23 protein-coding genes and 1 pseudogene are annotated in these 24,930 nt (G+C 70.0%); 6 read left to right on the plus strand and 18 right to left on the minus strand.

Features of this window, described 5'->3' with window-relative positions; all coding sequences use genetic code 11:
* On the plus strand, positions 1 to 963 hold the full coding sequence (locus tag ABVN73_RS24250; RefSeq protein ID WP_114858582.1) for a replication initiator protein A: 963 nt from the start codon (positions 1 to 3) through the stop codon (positions 961 to 963).
* A 15-nt stretch (positions 964 to 978) separates the two neighbouring features.
* Here ABVN73_RS24250 and ABVN73_RS24255 read toward each other — a convergent pair whose 3' ends face one another.
* Positions 979 to 1,860 carry a LysR substrate-binding domain-containing protein gene (locus ABVN73_RS24255; RefSeq protein ID WP_353861671.1) on the minus strand — a complete coding sequence of 294 codons (882 nt, stop codon included), beginning with the start codon at positions 1,858 to 1,860 and terminating at the stop codon, positions 979 to 981.
* Positions 1,861 to 1,973: 113 nt separating this feature from the next.
* Here ABVN73_RS24255 and ABVN73_RS24260 point away from each other — a divergent pair, with 113 nt between their 5' ends.
* On the plus strand, positions 1,974 to 3,023 hold the full coding sequence (locus ABVN73_RS24260) for a putative sulfate exporter family transporter (protein ID WP_353861672.1): 1,050 nt from the start codon (positions 1,974 to 1,976) through the stop codon (positions 3,021 to 3,023).
* 10 nt (positions 3,024 to 3,033) lie between these two features.
* On the opposite strand, the pseudogene ABVN73_RS24265 reads toward ABVN73_RS24260, so the two are convergent.
* Together ABVN73_RS24265 and ABVN73_RS24270 are read right to left on the minus strand one after the other, a co-directional pair.
* Positions 3,034 to 3,246 (minus strand): annotated as a pseudogene (locus ABVN73_RS24265) (Ada metal-binding domain-containing protein); the annotation flags it as partial.
* Between the two features lie 142 nt (positions 3,247 to 3,388).
* The gene (locus tag ABVN73_RS24270) at positions 3,389 to 3,919 is read right to left on the minus strand and encodes a hypothetical protein (RefSeq protein ID WP_353861673.1); all 531 of its coding nucleotides are present in this window, start codon (positions 3,917 to 3,919) and stop codon (positions 3,389 to 3,391) included.
* Between the two features lie 279 nt (positions 3,920 to 4,198).
* Between ABVN73_RS24270 and ABVN73_RS24275 the strand changes: the two genes are divergently transcribed.
* Both ABVN73_RS24275 and ABVN73_RS24280 read left to right on the plus strand, forming a co-directional pair.
* The gene (locus ABVN73_RS24275; RefSeq protein WP_353861674.1) at positions 4,199 to 4,852 is read left to right on the plus strand and encodes an HAD family phosphatase; all 654 of its coding nucleotides are present in this window, start codon (positions 4,199 to 4,201) and stop codon (positions 4,850 to 4,852) included.
* 97 nt (positions 4,853 to 4,949) lie between these two features.
* Positions 4,950 to 5,147 carry a hypothetical protein gene (locus tag ABVN73_RS24280; protein WP_035683083.1) on the plus strand — a complete coding sequence of 66 codons (198 nt, stop codon included), beginning with the start codon at positions 4,950 to 4,952 and terminating at the stop codon, positions 5,145 to 5,147.
* An 83-nt stretch (positions 5,148 to 5,230) separates the two neighbouring features.
* On the opposite strand, the gene ABVN73_RS24285 is transcribed toward ABVN73_RS24280, so the two are convergent.
* From ABVN73_RS24285 to ABVN73_RS24295, 3 genes are all read right to left on the minus strand, one after another.
* Positions 5,231 to 6,331 carry a GNAT family N-acetyltransferase gene (locus tag ABVN73_RS24285; protein ID WP_353861675.1) on the minus strand — a complete coding sequence of 367 codons (1,101 nt, stop codon included), beginning with the start codon at positions 6,329 to 6,331 and terminating at the stop codon, positions 5,231 to 5,233.
* 445 nt (positions 6,332 to 6,776) lie between these two features.
* Positions 6,777 to 7,001 (minus strand): hypothetical protein, encoded by a 225-nt coding sequence (locus ABVN73_RS24290; protein WP_014200230.1) that lies wholly within the window; start codon positions 6,999 to 7,001, stop codon positions 6,777 to 6,779.
* Positions 7,002 to 7,049: 48 nt separating this feature from the next.
* Positions 7,050 to 7,598, minus strand: a complete 549-nt coding sequence (locus tag ABVN73_RS24295) for a hypothetical protein (RefSeq protein WP_353861676.1) — start codon at positions 7,596 to 7,598, stop codon at positions 7,050 to 7,052.
* A 379-nt stretch (positions 7,599 to 7,977) separates the two neighbouring features.
* On the opposite strand from ABVN73_RS24295, the gene ABVN73_RS24300 reads away from it, so the two are divergent.
* Entirely contained in the window at positions 7,978 to 9,000 is a 1,023-nt protein-coding gene (locus tag ABVN73_RS24300; RefSeq protein ID WP_353861677.1) for an AAA family ATPase, read from the plus strand.
* Positions 8,990 to 9,847, plus strand: a complete 858-nt coding sequence (locus tag ABVN73_RS24305) for a ParB/RepB/Spo0J family partition protein (protein ID WP_035683077.1) — start codon at positions 8,990 to 8,992, stop codon at positions 9,845 to 9,847. The genes ABVN73_RS24300 and ABVN73_RS24305 overlap by 11 nt, the downstream gene beginning before the upstream one ends.
* 257 nt (positions 9,848 to 10,104) lie before the next feature.
* Here the strand turns inward: ABVN73_RS24305 and xsc are convergent, their stop codons facing one another.
* The 12 genes from xsc to ABVN73_RS24365 all read right to left on the minus strand — a co-directional run bounded on the left by xsc (position 10,105) and on the right by ABVN73_RS24365 (position 24,919).
* Positions 10,105 to 11,880 (minus strand): sulfoacetaldehyde acetyltransferase, encoded by a 1,776-nt coding sequence (gene xsc / locus ABVN73_RS24310; protein ID WP_353861678.1) that lies wholly within the window; start codon positions 11,878 to 11,880, stop codon positions 10,105 to 10,107.
* Positions 11,881 to 11,953: 73 nt separating this feature from the next.
* A complete protein-coding gene (locus tag ABVN73_RS24315) occupies positions 11,954 to 12,322 on the minus strand; it encodes a hypothetical protein (protein ID WP_353861679.1) in 369 nt (122 codons plus the stop codon).
* 52 nt (positions 12,323 to 12,374) lie between these two features.
* Positions 12,375 to 13,328: a DmsC/YnfH family molybdoenzyme membrane anchor subunit gene (locus ABVN73_RS24320; RefSeq protein WP_353861680.1), complete on the minus strand. Its 954-nt coding sequence runs from the start codon at positions 13,326 to 13,328 to the stop codon at positions 12,375 to 12,377.
* Positions 13,329 to 13,341: 13 nt separating this feature from the next.
* Entirely contained in the window at positions 13,342 to 14,097 is a 756-nt protein-coding gene (locus tag ABVN73_RS24325) for a 4Fe-4S dicluster domain-containing protein (RefSeq protein ID WP_353861681.1), read from the minus strand.
* Positions 14,094 to 17,078 carry a molybdopterin oxidoreductase family protein gene (locus ABVN73_RS24330; RefSeq protein WP_353861682.1) on the minus strand — a complete coding sequence of 995 codons (2,985 nt, stop codon included), beginning with the start codon at positions 17,076 to 17,078 and terminating at the stop codon, positions 14,094 to 14,096. The genes ABVN73_RS24325 and ABVN73_RS24330 overlap by 4 nt, the downstream gene beginning before the upstream one ends.
* Before the next feature lie 104 nt (positions 17,079 to 17,182).
* Entirely contained in the window at positions 17,183 to 18,091 is a 909-nt protein-coding gene (locus ABVN73_RS24335; protein WP_353861683.1) for a CoA-binding protein, read from the minus strand.
* Entirely contained in the window at positions 18,088 to 19,212 is a 1,125-nt protein-coding gene (gene sucC / locus ABVN73_RS24340; RefSeq protein WP_353861684.1) for an ADP-forming succinate--CoA ligase subunit beta, read from the minus strand. Before sucC ends, ABVN73_RS24335 begins: the two co-directional genes overlap by 4 nt.
* An 11-nt stretch (positions 19,213 to 19,223) precedes the next feature.
* Positions 19,224 to 20,639 (minus strand): aldehyde dehydrogenase family protein, encoded by a 1,416-nt coding sequence (locus tag ABVN73_RS24345; protein WP_353861685.1) that lies wholly within the window; start codon positions 20,637 to 20,639, stop codon positions 19,224 to 19,226.
* Between the two features lie 57 nt (positions 20,640 to 20,696).
* Positions 20,697 to 22,265: a tripartite tricarboxylate transporter permease gene (locus ABVN73_RS24350; RefSeq protein WP_353861686.1), complete on the minus strand. Its 1,569-nt coding sequence runs from the start codon at positions 22,263 to 22,265 to the stop codon at positions 20,697 to 20,699.
* A gap of 24 nt (positions 22,266 to 22,289) precedes the next feature.
* On the minus strand, positions 22,290 to 22,826 hold the full coding sequence (locus ABVN73_RS24355) for a tripartite tricarboxylate transporter TctB family protein (protein WP_353861687.1): 537 nt from the start codon (positions 22,824 to 22,826) through the stop codon (positions 22,290 to 22,292).
* 52 nt (positions 22,827 to 22,878) lie between these two features.
* A complete protein-coding gene (locus tag ABVN73_RS24360) occupies positions 22,879 to 23,868 on the minus strand; it encodes a tripartite tricarboxylate transporter substrate binding protein (RefSeq protein WP_353861688.1) in 990 nt (329 codons plus the stop codon).
* Between the two features lie 52 nt (positions 23,869 to 23,920).
* Positions 23,921 to 24,919, minus strand: a complete 999-nt coding sequence (locus tag ABVN73_RS24365; RefSeq protein WP_353861689.1) for a bifunctional enoyl-CoA hydratase/phosphate acetyltransferase — start codon at positions 24,917 to 24,919, stop codon at positions 23,921 to 23,923.
* Positions 24,920 to 24,930 lie beyond the last annotated feature (11 nt).

Raw genomic sequence — 24,930 nt, forward strand, 5'->3', positions numbered from 1 at the left:
ATGGACGACCACAACACCGACAAGGAAAACGCCGAACTGCTGGACCGCCCGGTCCAGCTGGCGCTGCGGCTGGATTCGCCGCTGCGCGGCGACGTGAACAACGACCGGGCCCTCATGGCCTATTCGCTGTTCGGCCTGTCGAAGGACAAGGTGGAAAGCCTTCCCACCTACGACGACGGCAAGGTGAAGATCGAGGTGCGCGCGCCGCGCGACGTCGGCGTTGCGACGATCTGGGACAAGTCGGTGCTGATCTACGCCGTCTCGCTGCTGCGCGAGAAGATGGCCGAGGGCAAGATGGGTCCGGAGGTCGGCAAGCTGCACTTCACCACCAGCGACCTCCAGCGCATCGTCGGCAAGACCGCCGGGGGCAGCGCCTACGACAAGATCGAAGGGGCGCTGGAGCGGCTGCAGGGCACCCAGATCAAGACCAACCTGGAGGCCGGGGGCGAAGGCGAGAGCGGCGCCTTCTCTTGGATTTCCGACTACAAGCTGCTGTACCGCCGCGGCAAGAAGGACGGCGAGCGGCAGGTGCGCGGCCTCACCCTGGTGCTGTCGAACTGGGTCGTCAGGGCGGCGCTTGGCAACAACCTGCTGACCTATTCGGAAGATTACTTCGCGCTGAAGCCCATCGAGAAGCGGCTCTACGAGATCGCCCGCGCCCATCTGGGCCACGGCACCGCCTTCTGGATGGCGCTGGAGCCGCTGCGCAAGCGGGTCGGCTCCGACAACGACCTGCGCAAGTTCAAGAACGCGCTCGGCCCCGTGCTCCAGGCCGACCGCATCCCCGGCTACGGCGTGCGCATCGTCGAGGCGGCGGAGTACAAGGAGCTGATGACGGCGCGCGGCGCCTCGATCGCCCGCGTGCTGAACGCCGACCTGCCGGTGATCTTCTGGCGCAAGGACGCCGGCGAGCCGGAGAGCTGGATCGACATTCCCAGGGTCGAGTTCGACGAGGTGGTCTGACCCCCCTCCCCTGCCCTACTCCGCCAGCAGCCCGTCACGGAAGGTCCGGGCGGCGTGGCTCAACCCGCGCTCGCGGTGGCGCAGCAGGCGGAAGGGGCGCTCGGGCAGCGGGAAGGGAACGCGGTGCAGACGCCCGGCCGCCAGCGCGCCGCGCGCCACCAGATCCGACAGGGCGGTGGCCCCCGCCCCGGCCATCACCGCCGACAGCACCGCCTCGTTCGAGGGCAGCTCCAGCGCCACCGGCAACTCCTCCGGCGCCCTGCCCCGCCCGCGCAGCGCCTCCTCGAACTCGGAGCGGGTGCCCGACCCGGCCTCGCGCAGGACCCAGGGGGAGCGGTTCAGCTCCTCCAATGGCAGGTCGCTCCGCCCGCGCCAGGGGTGGCCGTCCCCGACCAGCAGCAGCAGGCGGTCGCCGGGCAGAAGGTCCTGGTCGAGCAGCGGGTCCGCCACCTCCCCTTCCACCAGCCCGAGATCGGCGGCGCCGTCCAGCACGGCCTTGGCGACTTGGGCGGTGTTGGCGGCCTTCACCGCGACGTCGACGTCCGGATAGCGCTGGTGAAAGGCGACGAGCCGTTCGGGCAGCCAATAGCCGGTGATGGTCTGGCTGGCGTGGATGGCGATGCGGCCGCGCTTCAGCGCCGACAGGTCGGCCAGCATCCGCTCCGCCGCCTCGGCGCGGGCGAGCACCGCGACGGCCTCGCCGAGGAACAGGCGCCCGGCCTCCGTCAGCTCGATGCGGCGGCCCACCCGGTCGAACAGGCGGACGGCGTGCCGCGCCTCCAGGCTGGAAACGGCGGCGCTGACCGCGGATTGCGTCAGATTCAGGGTCGCCGCCGCCCGCGTCACATGCTGCTGCGTGGCGACCGCCACGAAGATGCGGAGCTGTTCGAGAGTCATGCGGTCCCCTGCCTTCCAACCGTTCGATAAATCCGAATGATTCGTCCATTATAATCCGTTGGAACGAACGGTCCACAGGGCGCAGCTTCCCGGCATCGGAATTCGAGGACGCCATGCCCAACCTTCTTCCCCCATCGCCCCGCCGGACCCTGGCCACCCTGTCGCCGGGGATTCTGCTCTGCTCCGGCGTGAGCGGCGCGGCGCTGGCCTTGCAAAGCCTGGAGCAGCAAGTCTTCGGGCAGGCCTGGCTGGAGGCGCTGGTCCTGGCGATCCTGATCGGGGTGGCCCTGCGCAGCGTCTGGGCGCCGGGACGGCGCTGGCAGGCGGGAACGGACTTCAGCGCCAAGACGCTGCTGGAGGTCGCGGTGATGCTGCTGGGCGCCTCCATCGATCCGCAGACGATCCTGGCCGCCGGGCCGGGGCTGGTGGCGGGAATCGCCGGGGTGGTCGCCCTGGCCCTGGCGGTCAGCTACGGCATCGGCCGCCTGCTGGGATTGCCGCCGCGCATGGCGGTGCTGGTCGCCTGCGGCAACTCCATCTGCGGCAACTCGGCCATCGCGGCGACGGCGCCGGTGATCGGGGCGCACGGCGACGACGTGGCGGCGGCCATCGCCTTCACGGCGGTGCTGGGGGTTCTCGTGGTGCTCGGCCTGCCGCTTCTGGTGCCGCTGCTCGGGCTCAGCCCGATGCAGTACGGCGTGTTCGCCGGGCTGACCGTCTACGCGGTGCCGCAGATCCTGGCGGCGACGGCGCCGGTCGGCGCGCTGAGCGTCCAGGTCGGGACGCTGGTGAAGCTGCTGCGCGTGCTGATGCTGGGACCGGTGGTGGTGGCGCTGGCCCTGATGGCGCAGCCGGAAGGTGCTGCCCGGGATGGGGGCGCCAGGACCCGTCCCCCGCTGCGCCGTCTGGTGCCCTGGTTCATCCTCGGCTTCCTGGCGCTGGCCGGGCTGCGGGCGGCGGGGCTGATCCCGGACGCCGCCCTGGCGGTCAGCCAGAGCGCGGCGGGCGTCCTGACGGTGCTGTCGATGGCCGCCCTGGGGCTTGGGGTGGATGTGCGGATGCTGTCGCGGGCCGGCCTGCGCGTCACCGCCGCGGTGGTGCTGTCGCTGGCGGCGCTGGGCGCCATCGGGCTGGGGCTGATCCGGTTGCTGGGGATCATGTGAGCGCGGATGGCGGCGCGTCGGGGCGGCAGCGCTTGCAGGGACGGAAGCCCGCCGCCTGCGCCGCCGCCGCGTCCGGGTGGAAGGAGACGTTCTCCCGCTTGGCCCGCCGCGATGGGCAGGAGGGGCGGCAATAGACGCCGGTGGTGCGCACCGCGTAGACGAAGCGCCCGTCGCCGTCATGGTCTCGGCGCGTCACCGCGCCCCACATCGCCTCCTCGTCCATGATGCCCTCCCGATCCTGCCGCCGGGATCGTCGCCGATGCCCCGAAGCGGGGCCACCCGTTTCCTGCGCCACGCAAAAAGACGGCCGGCAGGGGTCTGCCGGCCGCGAGGTTCGGGGAGGGAGGGACGCGAGGCGGGGTGCCTTACTTCTGGATGCCGATGACCTGCTGCTGGGCCTTGTTGCCGATGCCGGCGGAGAGGTTGGAGACGGTGCCGAGGTTCTGGTTGAACAGGGCGCCCGGCGCGCCGAACTGCATGGCCTTGACCTGCTGCTGGGCGGTGTTGCCGATGCCGACCGCGCTGTTGCTGACGGTGCCGGCGTTGCTGTTGAAGCTGCCCAGGGCGAAGGGCGCCTTCGCCCCGCCGCCGCCCGCCTGCATGCCGAAGACCTGCTGCTTGGCGGTGTTGCCGACGCCGGCGGCGAGGTTGGAGACGTTGCCCAGGTTGGAGGCGGTGCCGAAGGGCCCGGCCAGCCCGCCACCCGCCTGGACGCCCATCACCTGCTGCTGCGCCTTGTTCTGGATGCCGGCGGCGGTGTTGGAGATGACGCCCAGGTTGCTGGCGTTGCCCAGCGGGATGCCGCCGGTCATCAGGTCGCCGGCGAAGGCCGGGCCAACGGAGGCGGCGGAGCACAGGACGGCGACGGCGGCGGCGATCAGGGTGGTGCGGCGCATGGTGTGGTTTCCTTCCGGTGTCTGGGGAGTTGGTGTCTGGGGGAGTTGGCTGCCGGTTCCGTCTGCGTCGGCGCCCGGCCTGTCCGATGACCAGACCCTACGCCCCGCTGCCCATCCCCGCTGTGGCCTGCGCCACACTGTGGGACAGCTTTTCCAGAAGGCCGTTATTCCCGCCCATACCGTTGAGGTGCGGGGGATTTCCTGTACGATCCCCCGACGCCTTTTCCGGCACCCGCCCTAGTTCCGTGCGGGGCCACCACAACGATGCGAGACGGCGCAATGCTTCAGACACCCGACCGGCTGGACCCGGAGGTCGTGATCTTCGATTTCGACGGCGTCATCATCGACTCCGTGCCCACCAAGAACGGCGGCTTCGCCATCCTCTACGGCATCGACGATGCGGAGACGGAGGAGCGGATGCGGCAGACGATCTGGCGCAACGGCGGCCTCAGCCGGTTCAAGATGCTGGGGATCCTGGAGCGGGAGATGTTCGGGCGCGACCCCGGCCCGGCGGAGATCGACGAGCTGGCCCGCCGCTACGCCGAGATCGTCGATCCGCGCGTTCCCGATTGTCCGCTGATCGCGGGCGCCGAGACGGCGCTGGACCGGCTGGACGGCACGCCCTGCCACCTCGTCTCGGGCACGCCGCACGAGGTGCTGATGGGCACCGTGCGCGCCAAGGGGCTGGAGCGGCATTTCCGCAGCATCACCGGCTCTCCCAACGTGAAGGCGGAGGTCTTCGCGCGCATCGTCGCCGAGGGCGGGCACGACCCGGCGCGGTCGCTCGCCATCGGCGATTCCCTGACCGAGCTGGAGGCCGCCCGCAAGGCCGGCATGGCCTTCGTCGGCGTGGTGTCGGAAGGGTTGCCGAACCCCTTCCCGCCCGACGTGACGGTGGTCGGCGACCTGCACGGGCTCGCCCAACGCCTCTGAGCGGAGGCGTTGCGGAAAACGGTCTCATCGGGGTATTGTTTATGAGCCCAACAATTCATAAATGATTAGGGCAACCTATGACGAAAGGGAGGTCAGTATGCCCGTGCCGAAAGAGGCTGCCGAAGCCGCCCGTGACCGTTATCTGGCGATCCTCAGCGGGTACCCCGGCATGACCCGCGCCGAAGTCACGAAACTGTCCGACGACTACGCGATCGCGGTCAATTTCGCGTCGGGCATCCCCGACGATCTTCCCAAGGATCTGGACGGCGTGCCGGTGATCGCACGCACCCAGTGACGCTGATCCGACGATACGTCCGGTGACACGCAAACGCGACGCCCGGTCCAGACCATGGACCGGGCGTTTCGTTTGTCCGGCGCTCAGGCCGGGTTGGATGGGGTGGTGGCGTCGGCGCGCTCGGCCGGCCCCTTGTTCATCGCCATCGCCATCATCTGGCTCGCCTGCGCGGTGCAGGTCGCGGCCAGCGTGCGCACCGTCTGGCCGCCTTCGACGAGAAGCCGGCTGAGCATGGGGCCGGGCGCTTCGAAGGTGCCGATGAAGACCCGCTCCTCCTCCCCCTTGCCGGCGAAGCCGCGCTTGAACAGGTGGACGCCGGGGTTGACCTGGGCGTTGACCCCGTGCAGGTCGTAGCGCTTCCCGCCGTTGGCCTTCACCCACTGCATCGCCTTCCAGTGGACGAGGAAAGCCGCGTTCAGCGGCAGTCCGGCCTCCGCGGTGGCCGAGTTCTGCATCAGCGCGGTGTCGCCGAGCAGCGACACCACCACGCCGGCCACCGGCTCGCCGTTGTGTGAGGCCATCACGGCGTGCATCTTCATGCCATCGGGCAGGGCGCGGTGGACCTTCGTCAGGGTGCGGCTGTCGAAGGCGCGGAAGCCCTTGCGGCGCTGCGTCTGGATGAACAGGTCGTCGATGGCGTCGAGGATCTCCGGCGAGGAGCCCTCGACGATTTCCAGCCCGGCCCCCTCGGCCTTGGCGAGGCCGCGGCGCCAATGGCGGGACAGGTCCTTGTGGATCGTCGCCTCGTCGCGGGTCAGGTCCATGATGAAGGTGCGGTAGGGGGCCTTGGCGTCGCTGTGCCGCATCCCCAGCGCCTCCATGGCGGACAGCGCGCGGGCGCCCTCCCCTGCCCCGTCCTCGACGCGCGGCAGGACGCGCAGGAACAGGCCGCGCCGGACGCTGTACTCGGCCTTCATCGCCTCCATGATGGCCAGGAACGCCTCCGGATCGGCTGGGCGGCCCTTGGGGCGCCACAGCGGCCCCCACATGACCAGCGCGATGCCGCCGATGCCCGGCACGCGGCGGACCAGCAGCTGCGCCGCGGCGATCGGCTGGCCGTCGCGGCGCAGCACGATGTGGCTGAGGTCGCGGCCGGGATGGGCGATGCGCCCGAAATCCCAAGTCTGGAAGATGTTGGCGTCATCGAAGCCGTTCATGACGGCGTACCAGCCGCCGCGGTCCATACGGTCGACTTCGACAGCCGGTGAAGCGTCCAGGCAATCGCCCCCAAATGCGTCGGTGTGAATCTGGCGTTTCCCCAGCGAAGTCACGTCGAGCCTCTCGCGTGGTTGGTCGAATGGGCGCAGTCGGGGCGGACGTGGAACCTCGCCCGTCCCGCTTCCCTGGCCGGAGGCCAGAGCCGTCGCATCGTCGAAGGTCGAAGCTCCGCGGAAGGTCTTAGACAATTCACGCGTGGCCTACGGACTTTGCGATCGTTCACAAACAATAGGAGACGCACGGGAAAATCACACAAACCCTGATGGGTTCGCGCAAAATCCCACTGGATTATTCTCTGTGGCTAAGCGCTTTTTCTGGGGATTGCATGGATACGCCCGTATCGAGCGGTATGCTGCAATGCAATACGACCAATTTGACGCCGGTCGGGCGGATTTTATCCGGTGCCGGCGTTCAGAACATGGTCAGTTGGATGATGCCGTCCGCGCGGGCGTGGCGTTCCGCCGCGTTGGCGGCGGCGTCCTGGGCGCCCTCCTGCGACTGGGCGATCCCGACGGCGATGCGCTCGCCGGCCACCGACACGGTCCAGGTCCAGCGTCCGTCGGTCCGCCACGACACCGCCAATTCACAGCCGTGCGCCTGACACACCAGTTGCCGCACCGACCAGTTCGCCGCCATTCGCGCAACCCCACAGCCCCGGTGCCGCCGCCGGCCCCGCGGACCCAGTTATGCACCGGAGCGGTCCCCTTCCGCCAGTGCCGGCTGCGGCGAGGCGGTGGACGTCAGCGTTTGGCGAAAGCCGAGGCCCGCACGGCCCTGACCCGGTTCGCAGCCGTGGGCATGGCTGTTCCCTTCCAACCGCGCCCGATTGACGGGACCCGGCTCCATCGCGAGCATCTGCGCGTTGGGAGCCGTACGGGCCGCCGTCAGGGCGTGGACGCCGGTGTAGGCTGCCATGACGAACACGACGCGCGCCGGCGTGGCGAGACGCTGCCAGAGGCGCAGCGATGCCGGCTCGCACCGCCCGCGCCACCCCAGGCTCATGCAGACGAGATCATCGTTTCGCTGCTGGGATCGCGGCGATGGCCCTGCCGTGCCTTCTCCAGCACCCCGGCGTCGAGAAGGAGCAGCCGGTCGGCCGCTGGTTCCGCCGGTGTCGTCGACCGCGACGCAATCGAAGTCCGTAAAAAGGCCGGGGTCGTTCTTGGCTGCCGCCATCACGGAATTGATCGCCTGCTGGGCATGGGCCTGATGGCCGAAGCCGACCGGAAACACCGCCGCGCATTTCAACCGCGACGGCGGCGCCGGAGCCCGGCGGAACAGAGGTGAACCGATGGTGAAGACTCCCGCGCCGGTGAGTTCCTGCAGCCGCCACTGCCCGAAGACGGGATGGAGTCACGGGCGCGGGTGATGCCATCCTTGTCCGTCGCCTGGAAAGGCATGTGGACCAGCAAGCCCCCCGGACGCAACGCGGCGTGGAGGCAGGGAGGAAGGGCATCCACCTCCGCCTGGGAAATACGCTCGATCGCATCTGGCAGGAGGCGGTCCGGGAGAGGGCCGGTTGCTGCGGACCACGGGTAGACACCCATTGCGAGGGTTGGGACGACTTGATAGCTTCCGGGACGACTCCGGCAAATGGGGCGACGAGGGGGCAATGACCGGCGACGATTTGAAGCTGCTGCGCGAGAGGCGCGGCCTCACCCAGACGCAGATGGCCGCGTTCGTGAACGAACTGACCGGCCGCCGCTACGACAAGCAGAGGCTCAGCAAATGGGAGACGGGGCGCGAGCCCCTGCCCCGCGACGTGCTGGGCCGGCTGCTGCTGCTGTCCCTGGAGCAGCCGGCGACCGAGACGCCGCGGGCCGGCACGACCATCGCCGTCGGCCTGCAAAAGGGTGGCACGGCCAAGACGGCGACCTCGATCAACGTCGCCTTCATGTTGGCCCGGTCGGGCAACCGCGTGCTGCTGGTGGACGCTGATCCGCAGGGCAACGCCACGGTCCATGTCGGCGTGCCGCAGACCGACGTGGTGGCGCTGACCGAGCAGGGCAGGGTGCTCTACCACGCGCTGATGGGCAAGGCGAAGCTGGCCGACGTCATCCGCCCGACCAGTGTGGAAGGGCTGGACGTCGTGCCGTCGAGCATCGCGCTCGCCAGCGCCGACACCGAACTGCCCGGCAACCTGACCAACGCCCAGACCGCCATGGCGGAGATGCTGGACGCGGTGCGGGGCGCGTATGATTTCATCCTGATCGACTGCGCGCCGAACCTGGGGGCGGTCACCATCAACGCGCTGACCGCGGCGGACTATGTGCTGATCCCCTGCCAGGCGGAGCCGCACGCCATCCTGGGCGTCAACGCCTTCCTGGACACCGTGACGAAGATCCAGCGGCGGCTGAACCCGAACCTGCGCATTCTCGGCGTGCTGCCGACCATGCTCAATCCCCGCCAGACCCAGGACCGCTCCTCGCTGGAGGACATCGGCCGGCTGTGGGGCGAGGATTACCGGGTCTTCCCGCCGGTGCCGCGCGCGACGATCTACGCGCAGGCCGCCGGAGCCAACGTCATCACGCTGGACGCCGACATCGGCGCGCCGGGCGTGGAAAGCTACGCCGCCATCGCCGGTGCCCTTCTGAAGGCCACCGGACGCATCCGGGAGTCGTCCGATGCCGCCTAAGAAGCTGACCCGCCAGACCGCCGCCACCGTCCTGCAGGCCAAGAACACCGCCCCGGCCCTGGAGACCGACCGGCTGTTCGGGCTGACCGGCGCCCTGCCCCGGCTGATCGAGGCCGACGTCGCCGCCATCCGCACCGACCCCAACCAGCCGCGCACCGTCTTCGACGAGACGGCCCTCGCCTCGCTGGCCGCCTCCATCGAGCGGCACGGGCTGCAGCAGCCGGTGCTGGTGCAGGAGACGGCGGAGAAGGGCGTCTACCGCCTCGTGGCCGGCGAGCGTCGCCTGCGCGCCCACCAGATGCTCGGCCGCCCGACCATCGCCGCCATCATCACCAAGGGCAAGGCGGAGGAGATCGCGCTGATCGAGAACGTCCAGCGCGTGGACCTGGACGCCATCGATCTGGCCCGCGGCCTAACCCAGCTCATCGACAGCCACGGCTACGCCCAGGCGGAGGTCGCCGCGGTCCTCGGCTGCTCGGAGGCCGAGGTGTCGAAGCGGCTGAAGGTGCTGGACCTGCCCACCGACATCCTCCGCGAATACCGGGAGAACCCCGACGCGGTGTCCCGCTCAGCCCTGGTCGAGCTGGCCTTCGTCGGTGACGAAGGGGAGGTGCGGCGGCTGTGGCAGTCGGCGCGCACTGGCGGGCTGACGGTGCAGTCGGTGCGCGCGGCGCGGGCGTCCAAGGCGCCGGGAACCGCGGAGCCGATGCGCGTGCTCGGCCGCTCGATCAACCGCATCGAGAAGGAGCTGAAGGCCATCGACGCGGTCAGCAACGCGATGCAGAAGGAACATCGGGAGCTGCTGCGGGACCTGCGGATGCGCATCGACGATCTGCTGGGGGAATGACCGCTTTCGAAATCGAAAGCGTCTTAAGGTTGTAGTTCTTAGAGATTGAAGCAACCTATAAGGGCTTTCGAAGTCGAAACGTGAAATGCCCCCAGGGCGTCAATCCTGGACGGTATTGCCCCCACCCCGACCCTCCCCCGCCAGCGCAGGGGAGGGGGCAAAAAAAGTCCCTCCCCTGCGCTGGCGGGGGAGGGTTGGGGGCAAAGCCCCTGCAAATCATGCAAAGAAGCACCGCGTGAACGGCGCCGTGCTTTGCCTTACACGGCCTGCTGCGGGCGCATGTCCGCCGGGTCGATGCCGGCGATCGCGACCGGCTTCTTCATGGCGTCGCGGCGGAAGGGCTCGCCCAGCTCCTGGTTCAGGATCACCTCGACGAAGGTGGTGATGCCGCGGCCCTGGTCCTCGATCGCCTGGCGCAGGGCGGCGGTCACCTCGTCCTGGGTGCGCGCGGTGACGCCCTTCAGGCCGCAACCCTCGGCCACCTTGGCGTAGCTGAGCTTGGGGTTCAGCTCCGTGCCGACGAAGTTGTTGTCGAACCACAGCGTCGTGTTGCGCTTCTCCGCCCCCCATTGGAAGTTCCGGAAGATCACCATGGTGACCGCCGGCCATCCCTCGCGCCCGATGGAGGACATCTCGTTCATCGAGATGCCGAAGGCGCCGTCACCGGCGAAGCCGACCACCGGCGTGTTCGGGCAGCCGATCTTCGCCCCGACGATCGACGGGAAGCCGTAGCCGCAGGGGCCGAACATGCCGGGCGCCAGATATTTCCGCCCCTCCTCGAAGGTGGGGTAGGCGTTGCCGATGGCGCAGTTGTTGCCGATGTCGGTGGACAGGATGGCGTCCGCCGGCAGGGCGGCCTGGATGGCCCGCCACGCCTGACGGGGCGACATGCGGTCGGACTCGCGCTCGCGCGCCTCGGCGTTCCAACTCGTTCCGGGATCGTCCTCCTCATGGTCGAGCGAGGACAGGAGCTGAAGCCACGCCGACTTGGTCTGGTGGATCAAGGCGCGGCGCTCCAGCCGGCCCGCGTCCCCGGCGCCGGGGGCGAGTTGCGCCAGGATCTGCTGGGCGACTTGGCGGGCGTCGCCGCAGATGCCGACCGAGACCTTCTTGGTCAGGCCGATGCGGTCGGGGTTGATGTCCACCTGGATGATCTTGGCGTTCTTCGGCCAATAGTCGATGCCATAGCCGGGCAGGGTGGAGAAGGGGTTGAGCCGCGTGCCGAGCGCCAGAACGACGTCGGCCTTGGCGATCAGCTCCATCGCCGCCTTGGACCCGTTGTAGCCGAGCGGCCCGACCGACAGCGGGTGGCTGCCGGGGAAGGCGTCGTTGTGCTGGTAGCCGCAGCAGACCGGCGCGTCCAGCCGCTCCGCCAGCGCGATGCTGTCCGGAATGGCTCCGCCGATCACCACCCCGGCGCCGTTGAGGATGACCGGGAACTTCGCCTCCGACAGCAGGCGGGCCGCCTCGGCGATGGCCTGCCGCCCGCCCGCCGGGCGCTCCAGCCGGACGATCTGCGGCAGCTCGACGTCGATCACCTGGGTCCAGAAATCGCGCGGCACGTTGATCTGCGCCGGGGCGCAGCCGCGCCACGCCTTCTCGATGACGCGGTTCAGCACCTCGGCCATGCGGCTGGGGTCGCGCACCTCCTCCTGGTAGCAGACCATCTCCTTGAACATGGCCATCTGCTCGACCTCCTGGAAACCGCCTTGGCCGATGGTCTTGTTGGCAGCCTGCGGCGTCACCAGCAGCATCGGCGTGTGGTTCCAGTAGGCGGTCTTGATGGAGGTGACGAAGCCGGTCACGCCGGGTCCGTTCTGGGCGATCGCCATGGCCATTTCCCCGGTGACCCGGCTGTAGCCATCGCAGATCAGGGCGGCGTTGGTCTCGTGCGCGCAGTCCCAGAACCGGATGCCGGCCTTGGGGAAGAGGTCGGAGACCGGCATCATGGCCGATCCGATGATCCCGAAGGCGTGCCGGATGCCGTGCATCTGAAGGACCTTCACGAACGCTTCCTCGGTGGTCATTTTCATGGTGCGCATCCTCGTTTCATGGATGGGTGGCGTGGGATGAAAGGGGAGGGTGGCCAGGGTGATCGGCCGGCGGTCAGCCGGCGATCACGCGCGGCATGGCCCGCTCGCCGGGGCCGGGACAAATGGCCGGCCGGTGCACGGCGATCAGGGGGGCGTAGCCGTCGGTCCCCTCCGGCATCGGCATGGCGAACCAGCGGTAATGGCGTCCGCTCCAGACGAGCAGCCCTTGGCTCAGGCCGTGCCCGTCCACCGCGAAGCGGTCGATCAGGCGTCCCGCGAGGCCGGCGGACAGCGGTTCGTAGACAATGCCGGGGCCGGAGCGGAACCCGACGCGGGGGCAGGAGGGCGAGCCGCAGATGTAGAGGCTCCGGGCGTCCATCGCCTTGGCGCGGGTCATCAGGAGGGCCAGGGCGGGGCCGTGATCGGTGTGGTCTTGCGGCATGTCTGCTCCTTTCCCGATCGAGGGATGAAGAGGCGGGGCCAGAGTGGAGGGGTCAGGCTTCCCCGGCGCCGTAGAAGAGCGTCACGGTGTGCTTCGCCTCGGCGAAGAAGAGCCAGCGCTCGGCGATCACCCCCAGGGCGGCGGCGGCGGCGGCCAGCAGAGCCAGCGTGCCGGAGAGGGCGCCGGGGCCGGCGACCAGCGCGCCGAGGCTCAGCGCCGTCGGCAGGGCGAAGGCGGCGAGGCGGGTGATCAGGCGCAGGCGGACGGCGTGGCGGCGCCCGACGCGGAAACCCATTTCCTTCAGCAGGTAGTTGTCCTCGCTGTGCGGGGCGTCGAGCAGGCGGACCCGCCCGATGTGGCCCAGCCCAGTCGCCGTCTCCGCCGTGCTGACGGGGCGGGCGGTGGCGCAGTGCCGCCAATGCCCCTCCTTGGCCGCCCAGGCCAGCGCCACCGACGCCAGGGCCAGCAGGGAGGACCAAGCCGACGCCTGCCCCGCCACACCCAGCAGCGCGTTCAGCAGCAGCGCTCCGGTCATCAGCGACAGCGCCAGATAGGTGCGCGGCACCCAGGGGTTGGCCCACTGGCGGATGGGCTTCAGCGAGGCGTAGATCATCGCCGTGCAGTAGACGGTGACCGCCGCCATCGCCGCGGTGATCCAGCCGGCGACGCCCGCCACCCCGCCGCCATCGGCAGAAAGGACGATCCAGGCGATGGCGAAGACGCCCGCCGGCAAGAAGGTGGCGACCGCCGCCACCCCTTCGCGCGACAGCCAGGAGCTGCGCCACTGCGACAGCGCACGCCACGCCCGCTCCGGACGGCCGAGATGGGCCAGCGAGGACAGCAGCCCGGCCACCACCAGCCCCAGGGCGAGGGCGAGGGCGGCGAGGCCGAACAGCGGGCTCGCCGGCAGCAGGCCGAGGGGCGCCAGCAGGCCGAGCAGGGCAAGCAGGCCATAACCGGCGCCCGCAGCGCTCGTGAAGAAGATGATGGAGAAGGCCGGATGCATGGAACTCCCTCCCTCAGCGCGCCAGGATGCGGTCGGCCCATTTCAGCAGGCCGTGGAGCGGCAGGTCGTCGTTGGCGCTGTCCTTGGTGACGCGCTCGTCGAGCGCCAGGGCGGGGCGGGGCCGCGGCGGCAGGTACTTGTTGGTCGGCTCGTAGCCCAGCTCCGGCATCAGGTCGTAGCCGCCGCGCTCCGCCACCAGCTTCGAGACGGCGGAGGACGGGTCGGCGAGGTCGCCGAAATGGCGGGCGGAGGTCGGGCAGACCATGACGCAGGCCGGCACCCGGTCCGCCTCGTGGAGGTTCTCGTTGTGGATGCGGTCGATGCACAGCGTGCATTTCTTCATCACGCCGACGTCCTGGTCGAACTCCCGCGCGCCGTAGGGGCAGGCCCAGGAGCACAGCTTGCAGCCAATGCACAGATCCTCGTTGACCAGAACGATGCCGTCCTCGGCCCGCTTGTAGGAGGCGCCGGTCGGGCAGACGGTCACGCAGGCCGGCTGTTCGCAATGCAGGCAGGAGCGCGGGAAGTTGGTGGTGCGCGACCCGCAGCCGCCCTGCTCCGACCCCGCCTCGAAGCTGTGGATGCGGTTGAACCACACCCCGTCCGGCCCGGCGCCGTAGGCGTCGGTGTCGGTCAGCGGCGCCATGTGGCCGCCGTCGTTCCACTGCTTGCAGGCCACCGCGCAGGCGTGGCAGCCGACGCAGGTGTCGAGGTCGATGACCAGCCCCAGCCGGGGGGCGCCGGGTTCGCGGTTGGGAAGGCTCGTCATGCGCGGGTCCTCCGGAATACGGCGCCGGTGCGCAGGATGGCGGGCGGCGGCTCGACGCCCGGCGGCATGGCCTGGGCGGGGAAGCGCGGCATCGTCTCGGCCCGCTCCTTCGGCGGGGCCTTCTCGACGCGGACGCGCAGGTCGTACCAGGCGGCCTGCCCGGTCACCGGATCGGCGTTGGCGTAACGGTAGCCGTTGCGCTCCGGCAGCAGTTCGGAGATCAGGTGGTTGAGCAGGAAGCCCTTGGTCCCTTCCGGCGCGTCGGTGGACAGGTTCCAGGCGCCGGAGCGCTTGCCGATGGCGTTCCAGGTCCACACCGTCCCGGCCTCCACCCCGTCCATCAGATGGACCGGCACCCGGATGCGCCCGGTCGGGCTGGTCACCCAGGCCCAGTCGCCGTCGGCGAGGCCAAGTTGCTCCGCGGTGGAGCGCGCGATGTAGAGGCTGTTGCGCGCCAGGATCTGCCGCAGCCAGGCGTTCTGCGAGCCCCAGGAATGGTACATGGGCATCGGGCGCTGGGTGACCGCGTGCAGCGGGAAGGCACCCTCGTCCAGCCCCTCCTCCTCCAGCGGCGGGTACCAGAAGGGCAGGGGGTCGAAGTAGGTCTCCACCCGCCGCCGCTTGTCGGCGGGCGGCACCACCGCGCCGTGCCCGCGCGCGGCGAGGCGGAATTTCTGGAGCGGCTCGACGTAGAGCTGGAGGATCACCGGCTCCGGCTTGTCGAGGAAGCCCATGCGGGTGGCGGTTTCCAGATAGGCCTGGTTGGCGTGCTTGAAATAATGCTGCTCCGGCGGCAGCTCAAAGTGCCAGAAGCAGCCGTTGCGGACGTAGCGGTCGAGCTGGTCCGGGTTGGGGGCGCCCTTGCCGGCGTCCGTCCCGTCGGCGCCGCGCCAGCCGGCCAGCGGGCCGATGCCGGGCTTGCGCTCGTGGTTGGTCATGTAGTCGGGATAGCCGCCGGGGTAGCGCGGGCTGCCATCCTCCCGGACGAAGGCGGGCAGGCCGAGGCGGGCGCCCAGCTCGATCAGCACGTCCTGGAAGGGCCGCACGTCGCGGTCGGGGGTCAGCACCGGCTGGCGGATGGAATCGCCGGGGCCGTGCGCGCTGCCGATCGGGCGGTCGAGCAGGGAGATGCAGTCCCACCGCTCCAGATAGGTGGTGTCGGCCAGCACGAGGTCGGCGTAGGCCACCATCTCCGACGCGTAGGCGTCGCAATAGACGATGAAGGGGATGCGGTATTCGCCGCTGTCCGGGTCCTTGTCGGACAGCATCCGCATCGTCTCGGACGTGTTCATCGACGAGTTCCAGGCCATGTTGGCCATGTACATGAACAGCGTGTCGACGCGGTACGGGTCGCCCTCCCAGGCGTTGGCGACGACCATGTGCATCAGCCCGTGCACCGACAGCGGCGCGTCCCAGCTGAAGGCTTTGTCGATGCGCAGCGGCTGCCCGTCCTCGCCGACCAGCAAATCCTCCGGCCCCATGGGGTAGCCGAGCGGCATCCCGTGGATGGCCTTGCCGGGGCCGGTCTCGCCGCGCTTGCCGGCGGGCTTGGGACCCGGCGGGGCGGGGCGGGGGTAGGGCGACTTGTAGCGCCAGCCGCCCGGCACGTCGATGGTGCCCAGCAGGATTTGCAGGATGTGGATGGCCCGGCAGGTGTGGAAGCCGTTGGAGTGGGCGGAGATGCCGCGCATGGCGTGCATGGCGATGGGCCGCCCGACCATCCGCTCGTGGCGCCGCCCGGCCCAGTCGGTCCAAGGCTGCTCGATGGTCAGCGTCTCCTGGAAGGCGAGGTGGGCCATCTCGGCGGCAATGCGGCGGATGGTGTCGGCGGGGACGCCGCAGCGCTCGGCCACCGCCTCCGGGGCGTGTTGCGGGTCGAGGTAACGCTCGGCCAGCAGATGGAAGGAGGGCACGGCCCGCCGCCCGTCGGGCAGGGTGACGGCGCCGACCAGGGCCGGGCGGATATCGGCCGCGGTCGCCGGGACGGCGCGCTGCTCCACCGCGTCCCAGGCCAGCGGGGCGCCGTCGGCGTCGCGGGCGAACAGGCCGTCGTCGGGGGCGCCGGGGGCCTGGATGACCAGCCAGGGGGCGTTGGTGTAGCGGACGAGATACTCGGCGTCGATGCGGTCGGCGCGCAGCAGCTCGTGGATCAGGGCGAAGACGAACAGCCCGTCGCTGCCCGGACGGATGCCGACCCACTCGTCGGCAATGGCGGAATAGCCGGTCTTGATCGGGTTGACGGAAACGATCTTGGCGCCGCGCGCCTTCATCTTCGACAGGCCGATCTTGATCGGGTTGCTGTCATGGTCCTCGGCCACGCCGAACAGCAACAGGTAGCGGGTGTTGTCCCAGTCCGGCTCCCCGAACTCCCAGAAGCTGCCGCCCAGCGTGTACATGCCCGCCGCGGCCATGTTGACGGAGCAGAAGCCGCCGTGCGCCGCGAAGTTGGGCGTGCCGAACTGCGCCGCCCAGAAGCCGGTCAGCGACTGGCTCTGGTCGCGCCCGGTGAAGAAGGCGAGCTTGCTGGGGTCGCTGTCGCGGATCTTGCCGAAACGCTCGGTCAGGATGGTCAGCGCCTCGTCCCACTCGATCTCACGGAACTCGCCGGTGCCGCGCTCCCCGGTGCGCAGCAGGGGCTTGCGCAGCTTGGCCGGGGAGTTCTGGGTCATGATGCCGGCGGACCCCTTGGCGCAGATCACGCCGTGGTTCACCGGATGGTCCTTGTTCCCCTCGATGAAGCGGAGCTGGCCGTCCTTGATGTGCACTTTGATGCCGCAGCGGCAGGCGCACATGTAGCAGGTGGTGTATTTGACCGTGTCGGAGACGGTCGGCGAGGGGTCGATGTCCTCGCGCGGCGACTGGTAGCGGTCGAGCCAGCCGCGCGCGTCCTCGGGCGCCGCCGGCCCGCTCCTTCGCTGGAACCCCTGGGTGAAGGCGAACCCGCGTGCGCGCTGGCCGCCGACGTCGTCGATCTTCGCCATCCTGTTCCGTTCCCTTCCGGAATGCCTCCCCCGTTCTCTCCCGGCGGAGGGCCGGGAGAGGGGGCGGTGCTGCCGTGCCGTTCTTCAAAAAGGCCGCTGCGGGCTCAGTCCGCGAGTTGCCGCGCGCCCGACCGTTTCGCGGCCTCGGCCATCAGCGCGTCGAGGGCCGCCGGGAGGTCGCCGGGCACGTCCACCACGACGGCCCCGGCGCGTTCCAGCGCACCGCGCTTGGAGGCGTAGCTGCCGCGGTCGCCGGTCACGATGGCGCCGGCATGGCCCATCTTCTTGCCCGGCGGGGAGGCGCGGCCGGCGATGAAGGAGACGACGGGCTTGTCCGTCTTCGCCACCAGCTCCGCCGCTTCCTCCTCCATGCTGCCGCCGATCTCGCCGATCAGCGCGATGGCGTCGGTGCCCGGATCGTCGATCAGGGCGGCCAGCGCGTCCTTGGTCGTGGTGCCGATCATCGGGTCGCCGCCGATGCCGAGGAAGGCCGACTGCCCGTACCCGCCGCGCACGAGGTTCAGGCAGACCAGCGTGCCCAGGCTGCCGCTGCGCGAGATGACGCCGACCCGGCCCGGCTGGAAGACGCGCGGGTTGAAGGCGGGCATGATGCCGACGAAGCATTCTCCCGGCGTCACGATGCCGGCGGTGTTCGGCCCGATGATGCGGGTGCCGTGCTCCGCCGCCGCGGCGTGCATCTCCATCACGTCGTGGGAAGGGATGTGCTCGGTCAGGCAGACGACGGTCTTCGCCCCGGCCTCGATGGCGTCGGTGGCGGCGGCCTTGGCGGCGGCGGGCGGGATGAACATCACCGACACGTCGAAGCCGCCGTTCGCCATGGCCTCCTTCGCGGTGGCGAAGATGGGCACGCCGCAATGGCTCTGCCCGGCCTTCTTCGGGTTCACGCCGCCGACCACGGTGGTGCCGTAGGCCTGCATCTGCTCGGTCCAGAAGGTGCCCTGCTTGCCGGTGATGCCCTGCACCAGGACCCGGTCGCTCTTGCGTACGATCATCGCACGGCCTCCACGGCTGCCGAAATGGCGTCTTCCATCCGGTCGTAGGGTTCGATCCCCAGCTCCTCGCGCACCATGCGCACGGCCTCGTCCTCGCCGGTGCCGTGGATGGAGAAGAAGACGGGGACGGTGGGGTTCAGCGTCTTCCAGGCCTGGATCACGCCGCCGGCCATCACGTCGGTGCGGGCGAAGGCGCCGCAGAAGTTGACGACAAGGCTTTTGACGCCGGGGTTGGACAGCACGAGGTCCAGCGCCTCCGTCCCCTTGGTGTAGGCCTCGCCGCCGATCTCCAGGAAGTTGGCGGGGCGCCCGCCGGCGTGGCTGACCACGTCCATGGTCGTCATGGTCAGCCCGGCGCCGTTGGCCAGGACGCCGACGTTGCCCTCCAGCTCGATGTATTTGAGGTCGAGCGCCCGCCCGCGCTCCTCCAGCGCCGACAGCGGTTCCTTGGCGCCCAGTTCGGCGATGTCCGTTTGCCGGTAGAGCGCGGCATCGTCCACCGTCAGCTTGCAGTCCAGCGGCACGACGCGGCTGTCGGCCAGCAGAGCCAGCGGATTGATCTCCAGCAGCTCGGCGTCGTGCTGGCGGTAGACGCGGTAGAGATCGACCAGCATCGCCGCCACCGGCACGGCGGCCTCGCCGAGGTCCAGCCCCAGCAGCAGGCGCCGCGCGTCCGCCGGGCCGAAGCCCTTGCGGATGTCCACCGCCATGCGGCGCAGGGACTCGGGGCGGGTCGCCGCGACCTCCTCGATGTCCATGCCGCCCTCGGTGGAGAACAGCACGAGCGGGCTGCGGCTGGCCGGGTCGTTCAGCACCGCGGCGTAGAATTCGCGGGCGATGGCCGCCTGCTCCTCGACCAGCACGCGGGCGACCGGGAAACCGCCGATCTCCATGCCCAGGATGGCCTGCGCCGCGGCGGCGGCCTCCTCCGGCGTGGCGGCCAGCTTGACGCCGCCCGACTTGCCGCGCTTGCCGGTCGGCACCTGCGCCTTGACCACCACCGGCCCGATGGCGCGGGCGGCGGCCTCGGCCTCCTGCGCGCTGGCGCAGAGGCGCCCCTGCGGGACGCTCACCCCGGCGCGGGCGAGCACGGTTTTTCCAGCCTGTTCCTCGAAGTTCATCGTCGCCTCCGTCAGCGTCCGTGGCGGGACCAGAAGGGGCCGAACAGGGCCTCTTCGCTCGGCTTGTCCTCCGGGATCGGGCGGACGAGGTGGGTGATGTTGACGAAGTGCTTCCAGCTCAGATTCTCGGAGATGGAGTTCTTCTGCCAGCTCCCGCAGCCCATCGAGAGGGTGAAGTTCAGCCCGCTGTCGAAGCCGCCGCCGTTGCCGAAGGTGTGGGCGAAGTTGACCAGCACGCGCACCACGTCCAGCTCGTCGGCCAGCCGCTTGGCGTGCGCCTCGTCCCGTGTGTGGATGCCGCAGGAATGGCCGCGCCCCTGGTGGTCGAGGATCTTGCACACCTGATCGACCGCCGCGTCGAAGTCCGGCACCCGGTAGACGGCCAGCACCAGCGACAGCTTCTCGCCGGAGAAGGGATGCGCCTTGCCGACGCCGGTCTCCTCCACCAGGAAGAAGCGGGCCCCGCGCGCCTTGGGCGCCAGTTCGAACGCCTCGGCCAGGATGGCGGCGTCCTTGGCGATCAGCTTGCGGTTCAGCTTGCCGTTCTCCCACAGGCGGGACTGCACGCGCTCCCGCTCCTCCGCGGTGCAGAGGTAGGCGCCGGCCTCCTCCAGCGCCGCGATGGTCGCGTCGTAGACGGAGTCGAGGACGACGAGCGCGTTCTCCGACGAGCAGGAGGTGGAGTTGTCGAAGGTCTTCGACGCGCAGATCTTGCGCGCCGCCTCGGCCAGGTCGGCGCTCTCGTCCACGATGACCGGGACGTTGCCGGCCCCGACGCCGATGGCCGGGGTGCCGCTGGAATAGGCGCGGCGCACGTTGTCCTGCGAGCCGGTGACGACGACGAGGTCGACCGCCTCCATCAGCGCCTGGGTCAGGCCCTTGGTGATGGGGGTGGGGATCATCTGCACCAGATCCTCCGGAGCGCCGATGCGCGCCAGCTCGGCCCGCATCAGCTCGACCGTGCGGCCGGTGGCGGCGGAGCCCATGGGGGAGGGGGCGATGATGATGGCGTTGCGGCCCTTGACGGCCATCATCGCCTTGTTGACCGGGGTGGCCGCCGGGTTGGTGGAGGGGGTGACGGCGCCGACGACGCCCAGCGGCTTGGCGATCTTGACGATTCCCTTGGCCGCGTCCTCCTCGATCACGCCGACGGTGCGCACCCGCATCAGGTCGCGCAGCGTGCCGAAGGTCTTGCGCTGGTTCTTGACGATCTTGTCCGCGACGTTGCCGAGGCCGGTGTCGGCCACCGCCAGCTCCGCCAGGGCGCGGGCGCGGCCCGGTTCGTAGATGGCCCAGGCGAGCGCGGCGACGGCGTCGTCCACCCGCTCCTGCGTCGCGTCGGCGAAGGCGCGCTGGGCGGCGCGGGCGCGGGCGACGAGGGCGGCGATGGCCTCCTGGTCGGCGCTGGCCGGCGTTCGGTCGAGCATGATGTTGTCCATTGTGCTTGTCTCTCTCCCTGAAGGTTCGTTCGTTGGTTCGGACGGTCAGGCTTTGAGCACCCGGTGTGGCGGCTCCTTGGAGGCCGGACCGCCGTGGGTCGGGTCGCTTTGAGCCGTGTCCTTCGGCGGGCGGCGGAGCAGGGGCTTGCCCGACGGCCACATCGACCAGACGAGGAAGGCGGCGGCCAGGGCCAGGATCGTTCCGCTGATCGGGCGGCTGACGAAGACCGCCATGTTGCCGTCGTAGTTGGCGAGCGAGGTGAGGAAGTACCGCTCGCACAGCGGGCCCAGGATCACGCCGACCACCAGCGGGGCGGGCGGGAAACCGGTCCGCTTCATGACGTAGCCGGCGATGCCGAAGGCGAGGCAGACATAGACGTCGAAAAGGTTGTTGCGCACGCCGTAGGCGCCGACGACGCTCAGCACGATGATGAAGGCGCCGAGGATGGCCGGCGGCACCCGCATCAGCGTCGAGAAGACCCGCGCCACGCCCATCGCCGCGACGATCATCAGCAGGTTGGCGATCAGCATGCTGGCGAAGATCGTGTAGACCAGCGAGGCGTTCGAGGTGAAGAGGAGCGGGCCGGGGTTCAGCCCGTGGATCAGCATGGCGGCCAGCATGATCGCCGTGGCGGCGCTGCCGGGGATGCCCAGGGTCAGCAGCGGGATCATGGCGGTGCCGGTGGTGGCGTTCTTGGCCGCCTCCGGGGCCGCCAGCCCCTCCTCCACGCCGGTGCCGAAGCGGTCGCCCTTGCCCGACGCCTGCTTCTCCACGCTGTAGGCGATGACCGAGCCCACCGTGGCTCCGGCGCCGGGGATGACGCCGATGGTGCAGCCGAGCCCGGTGCCGCGCAGGATGGAGGATTTCACCCGCCACAGGTCGGACAGGCCGATCTGCTTGCCGGGCTTCGTGGCGATGGAGCGCGCGCCGCCGGCCCGCTTGCAGATCAGGTCCACCACCTCGCCGATGGCGAAGAGGCCGATCATCACGACGGTGAAGTTGATGCCGCTCTCCAGGTCGGGGACGCCCAGCGTCAGGCGGGGCATGCCGTACATCGGATCGACGCCGACCGTGCCGATCAGCAGGCCGAGGAACATCGAGAGCGCGCTCATCAGCGGGGCGTGCTTGGCGATGGCGATGACGCTGATCAGGCCCAGGATGGTGGCGGCGAAGAATTCGGGCTGGTCGAACTTCAGCGCGAAGCTGGCGAAGGGCGGCGCGCCGAAGGTCAGCAGCAGCGCGCTGGCCAGCCCGCCGAAGGCGGACGCGGTGATGGCGATGCTCAAGGCCCGCGAGGACAGGCCCTTGCGCGTCATCGGGTAGCCGTCCCAGCAACTCGGCAGCGAGGCCGGCGTGCCGGGGATGTTGATGAGGATCGATGAGATCGAGCCGCCGAACACGCCACCCACATAGATGCCGCCGAGGAAGGACATCGCCGTGACCGGCGGCAGCAAATAGGTGAAGGGCAGGGCGATGGCCATGGCGTTGACGAAGGAGATGCCCGGCAGCGCGCCGGCCACGACCCCGAGCATCAGGCCCGAGACGAGAAGGACGAAGTTGTACGGGTCGAGGGCGCCGGCGAAGCCACCGGCCAGATTGGCGAGGATATCCATGGGACGATCCTTCCGGTGGCCGGCTCAGTAGATGCCGAGCAGGCGGTAGAGCGCGACGGTGAAGTCGTCGAAGACGCCGTGGCCGCGGTTCAGCGGCATCTGGGCGAGCAGGACGAAGACGTAGAGCAGCACGACGCAGCCGATCCCGGTGACCAGCGCCAGCGTGAGCGGGCGCCGGATGCCGCCGATGACGCACCACAGGGCGACGAAGGCGAGGGTGGCGACCGGAAAGCCGAGCTGCGGCAGGGCGATGCCGTACAGGATCACCAGCCCCAGCCCGATCATGGCCCGGCCATTGGCGTAGCCTACGTATTCCTCGTCGATCGGTTTCTGCTGGTGGACCGCGCGGCGCAGCGCAAGGAGTTCCTTGGCGATCCAGATCAGGGCGCACAGCCCGACCGCGCCCAGCATCAGCCGGGGCCATCCCGTCGGTCCCACCGGGTCCGGCAGGCCGGCGATCATGGTGCTGTCGCGCACGATGTGTTGCGAGAGAAGAAGCGACCCGAGGAGCAGGGCCGAGGGCGTCGCCAGCCGGCGAAGACCGTGGGACAGGGGAGTCACGGTTCCCTCCCTGAAGAGCGATGAAACGGGTGGGGCGGATTTGGAACCGGACTCAGCCCGGCGTCTGGCCGACGGTCTTCGTCGCGAAGCGGTCCAGATAGCCCTTCACGGTTTCATAGAAGGCCTTGACCTCCTCCTTGGCCTGGTCCGGCGTCACCAGAGTGTCGACGCAGGTGAAGGTGTCGGCGCAGAAGGTCTTCCATTCCGGGCTCGCCAGCACCTTGGCGGCGGCCTCGTGCAGCTTCTGCACGCGCTCGGGCGGCGTGCTGGCGGGCACCGCCAGCGTGCGGAAGTTCGGCAGGTCGCCGATGTCCAGGCCCAGCTCCGCCGAGGCCGGCACGTCGGGGAAGGAGGGGTGGCGCTGCTTGTCGAACACGACGATCGGGCGCAGGTCGCCGGATTTCAGGAACTGCGCGACGTCGCCCGGCTCCTCGTAGATCGCGTCGGTGTGGCCGCCGATGGGCGAGGCGTAGCGCTCCGACGGGCGGGCGAAGGGGACGTTGGTCACCGGCACGCCCTGGGTGCCGAGATACTTCAGCGTGATGTCGTCCTGCGTGCCGTAGCCGGAGGTGGCGACGCGCAGTTTGCCGGGGTTGGCCTTGGCGTGGGCGGCGAACTCCTCGTAGGTCTTGAAGGGGCTGTTCTTGGAGACGTAGAGCATCGACGGCGAGTTCTGCATCATCGCCACATAGACGAAATTGTCCGGCTTCGCCGTGCCCAGGCCCGACGCCCAGGAGGAGACGGACAGGGCGATCAGCGTGCCGACCGTGTAGCCGTCGGCCGGGTTGGTCAGGACCCGCGTCAGGCCGGCGTTGCCCGACGCCCCGGACACGTTGACGACGGGCATGGCGACGCGGAGATGCGGTTCGGCGAGGCGGGCGAACTGGCGCGCCATCAGGTCGGCGCCGCCGCCGGCCCCGAAGGTCGCGATGACCTCGATGGGGCGCGACGGGTAGTCGTCGGCGCGTGCGGGGGCGGATGACAGGACGGGCGACAGCAGCGCGGCCACCGCCGCGGTGAGCGTCAAGGCGTTGCGGAGCATTTGCATTCCCTCCCAGGGTTTGTTTTTTTGGCGGGGTTCGTTTTTCTGGCCGTCAGGCGTGCAGGCCGGGTGCGGCGCCTCCCTTGGCTGCGGTGGCGGGATAAGGCGCGCCCGGTGTTCCGGAAGGGCGGCGCCCGGCGGCGATCTGGGCTATGGCGGCGGCGGCGATGCGGGCCGCCGGCGGGTCGGCGCGCGAGGTGAGGACGATCGGCACCGCGGCGCCGAGCACGATGCCCGCGGCGACCGCTTCCAGGAAATGCACCAGCGCCTTGAACAGGGCATTGCCCGTCTCGATGTTCGGCACCACCAGGATGTCGGCGGCCCCGGCGCAGGGGTGGGTCAGATTCTTGATTCGCGCCGCCTCGGCGGACACCGCGAGGTCGAGCGCCAGCGGCCCGAACACCGTCGCCCCCGGCACCTCCTGTTGGCACAGGCGGGTCAGCCGGTCGGCGTCCAGGCTGGAGGGCACGCGCTCGGTCACCTCCTCGGTGCAGGACAGCAGCGCCACGCGCGGATCGTTGCCGCCGACCAGCCGCCACAGCTCCACGGCGTTGCGGATGATGTCCAGCCGGGTCGTCAGGGACGGCGCCACGTTGATCGCCGCGTCGGTGATGATCAGCTCGCGGCCCGATCCCGGCAGCGTCATGTGGAAGGCGTGGGTGAAGCGGCGCCCCGTGCGCAGCCCGTTTTTCGGGTCGAGCGCCGCGAGCATCAGCGTGTCGGTGTGGATGTGCCCCTTCATCAGCGCGCCCACGTCGCCGGATCGGGCGAGCGCCACCGCGATCCGCGCCGCCGCCGCGTCGTCGCGGGCCGGAACCACGCAGGCGCCGTGGAGCGTCCAGCCGATCCGGCGGGCGCTGTCGGCGATGGCCGCCGGATCGCCGACCAGCACCGGCTCGATGAGGCCGAGCGCGGTGGCGCGCCGCGCGCTTTCCAGCGCGACCGGCGAGCCCGCGGCGACCACCGCGGTGGGAACCGGCTCCAGGGCGGCGCTGCGCGCCATCAGCCGGGCCGGGCATCCGGCGGCGGTGGTTTCAAGCGTCCTTGCCATGGCGTCCGTCT

It is taken from the genome of Azospirillum formosense, from assembly GCF_040500525.1.
Lineage (GTDB): Bacteria > Pseudomonadota > Alphaproteobacteria > Azospirillales > Azospirillaceae > Azospirillum > Azospirillum formosense_A.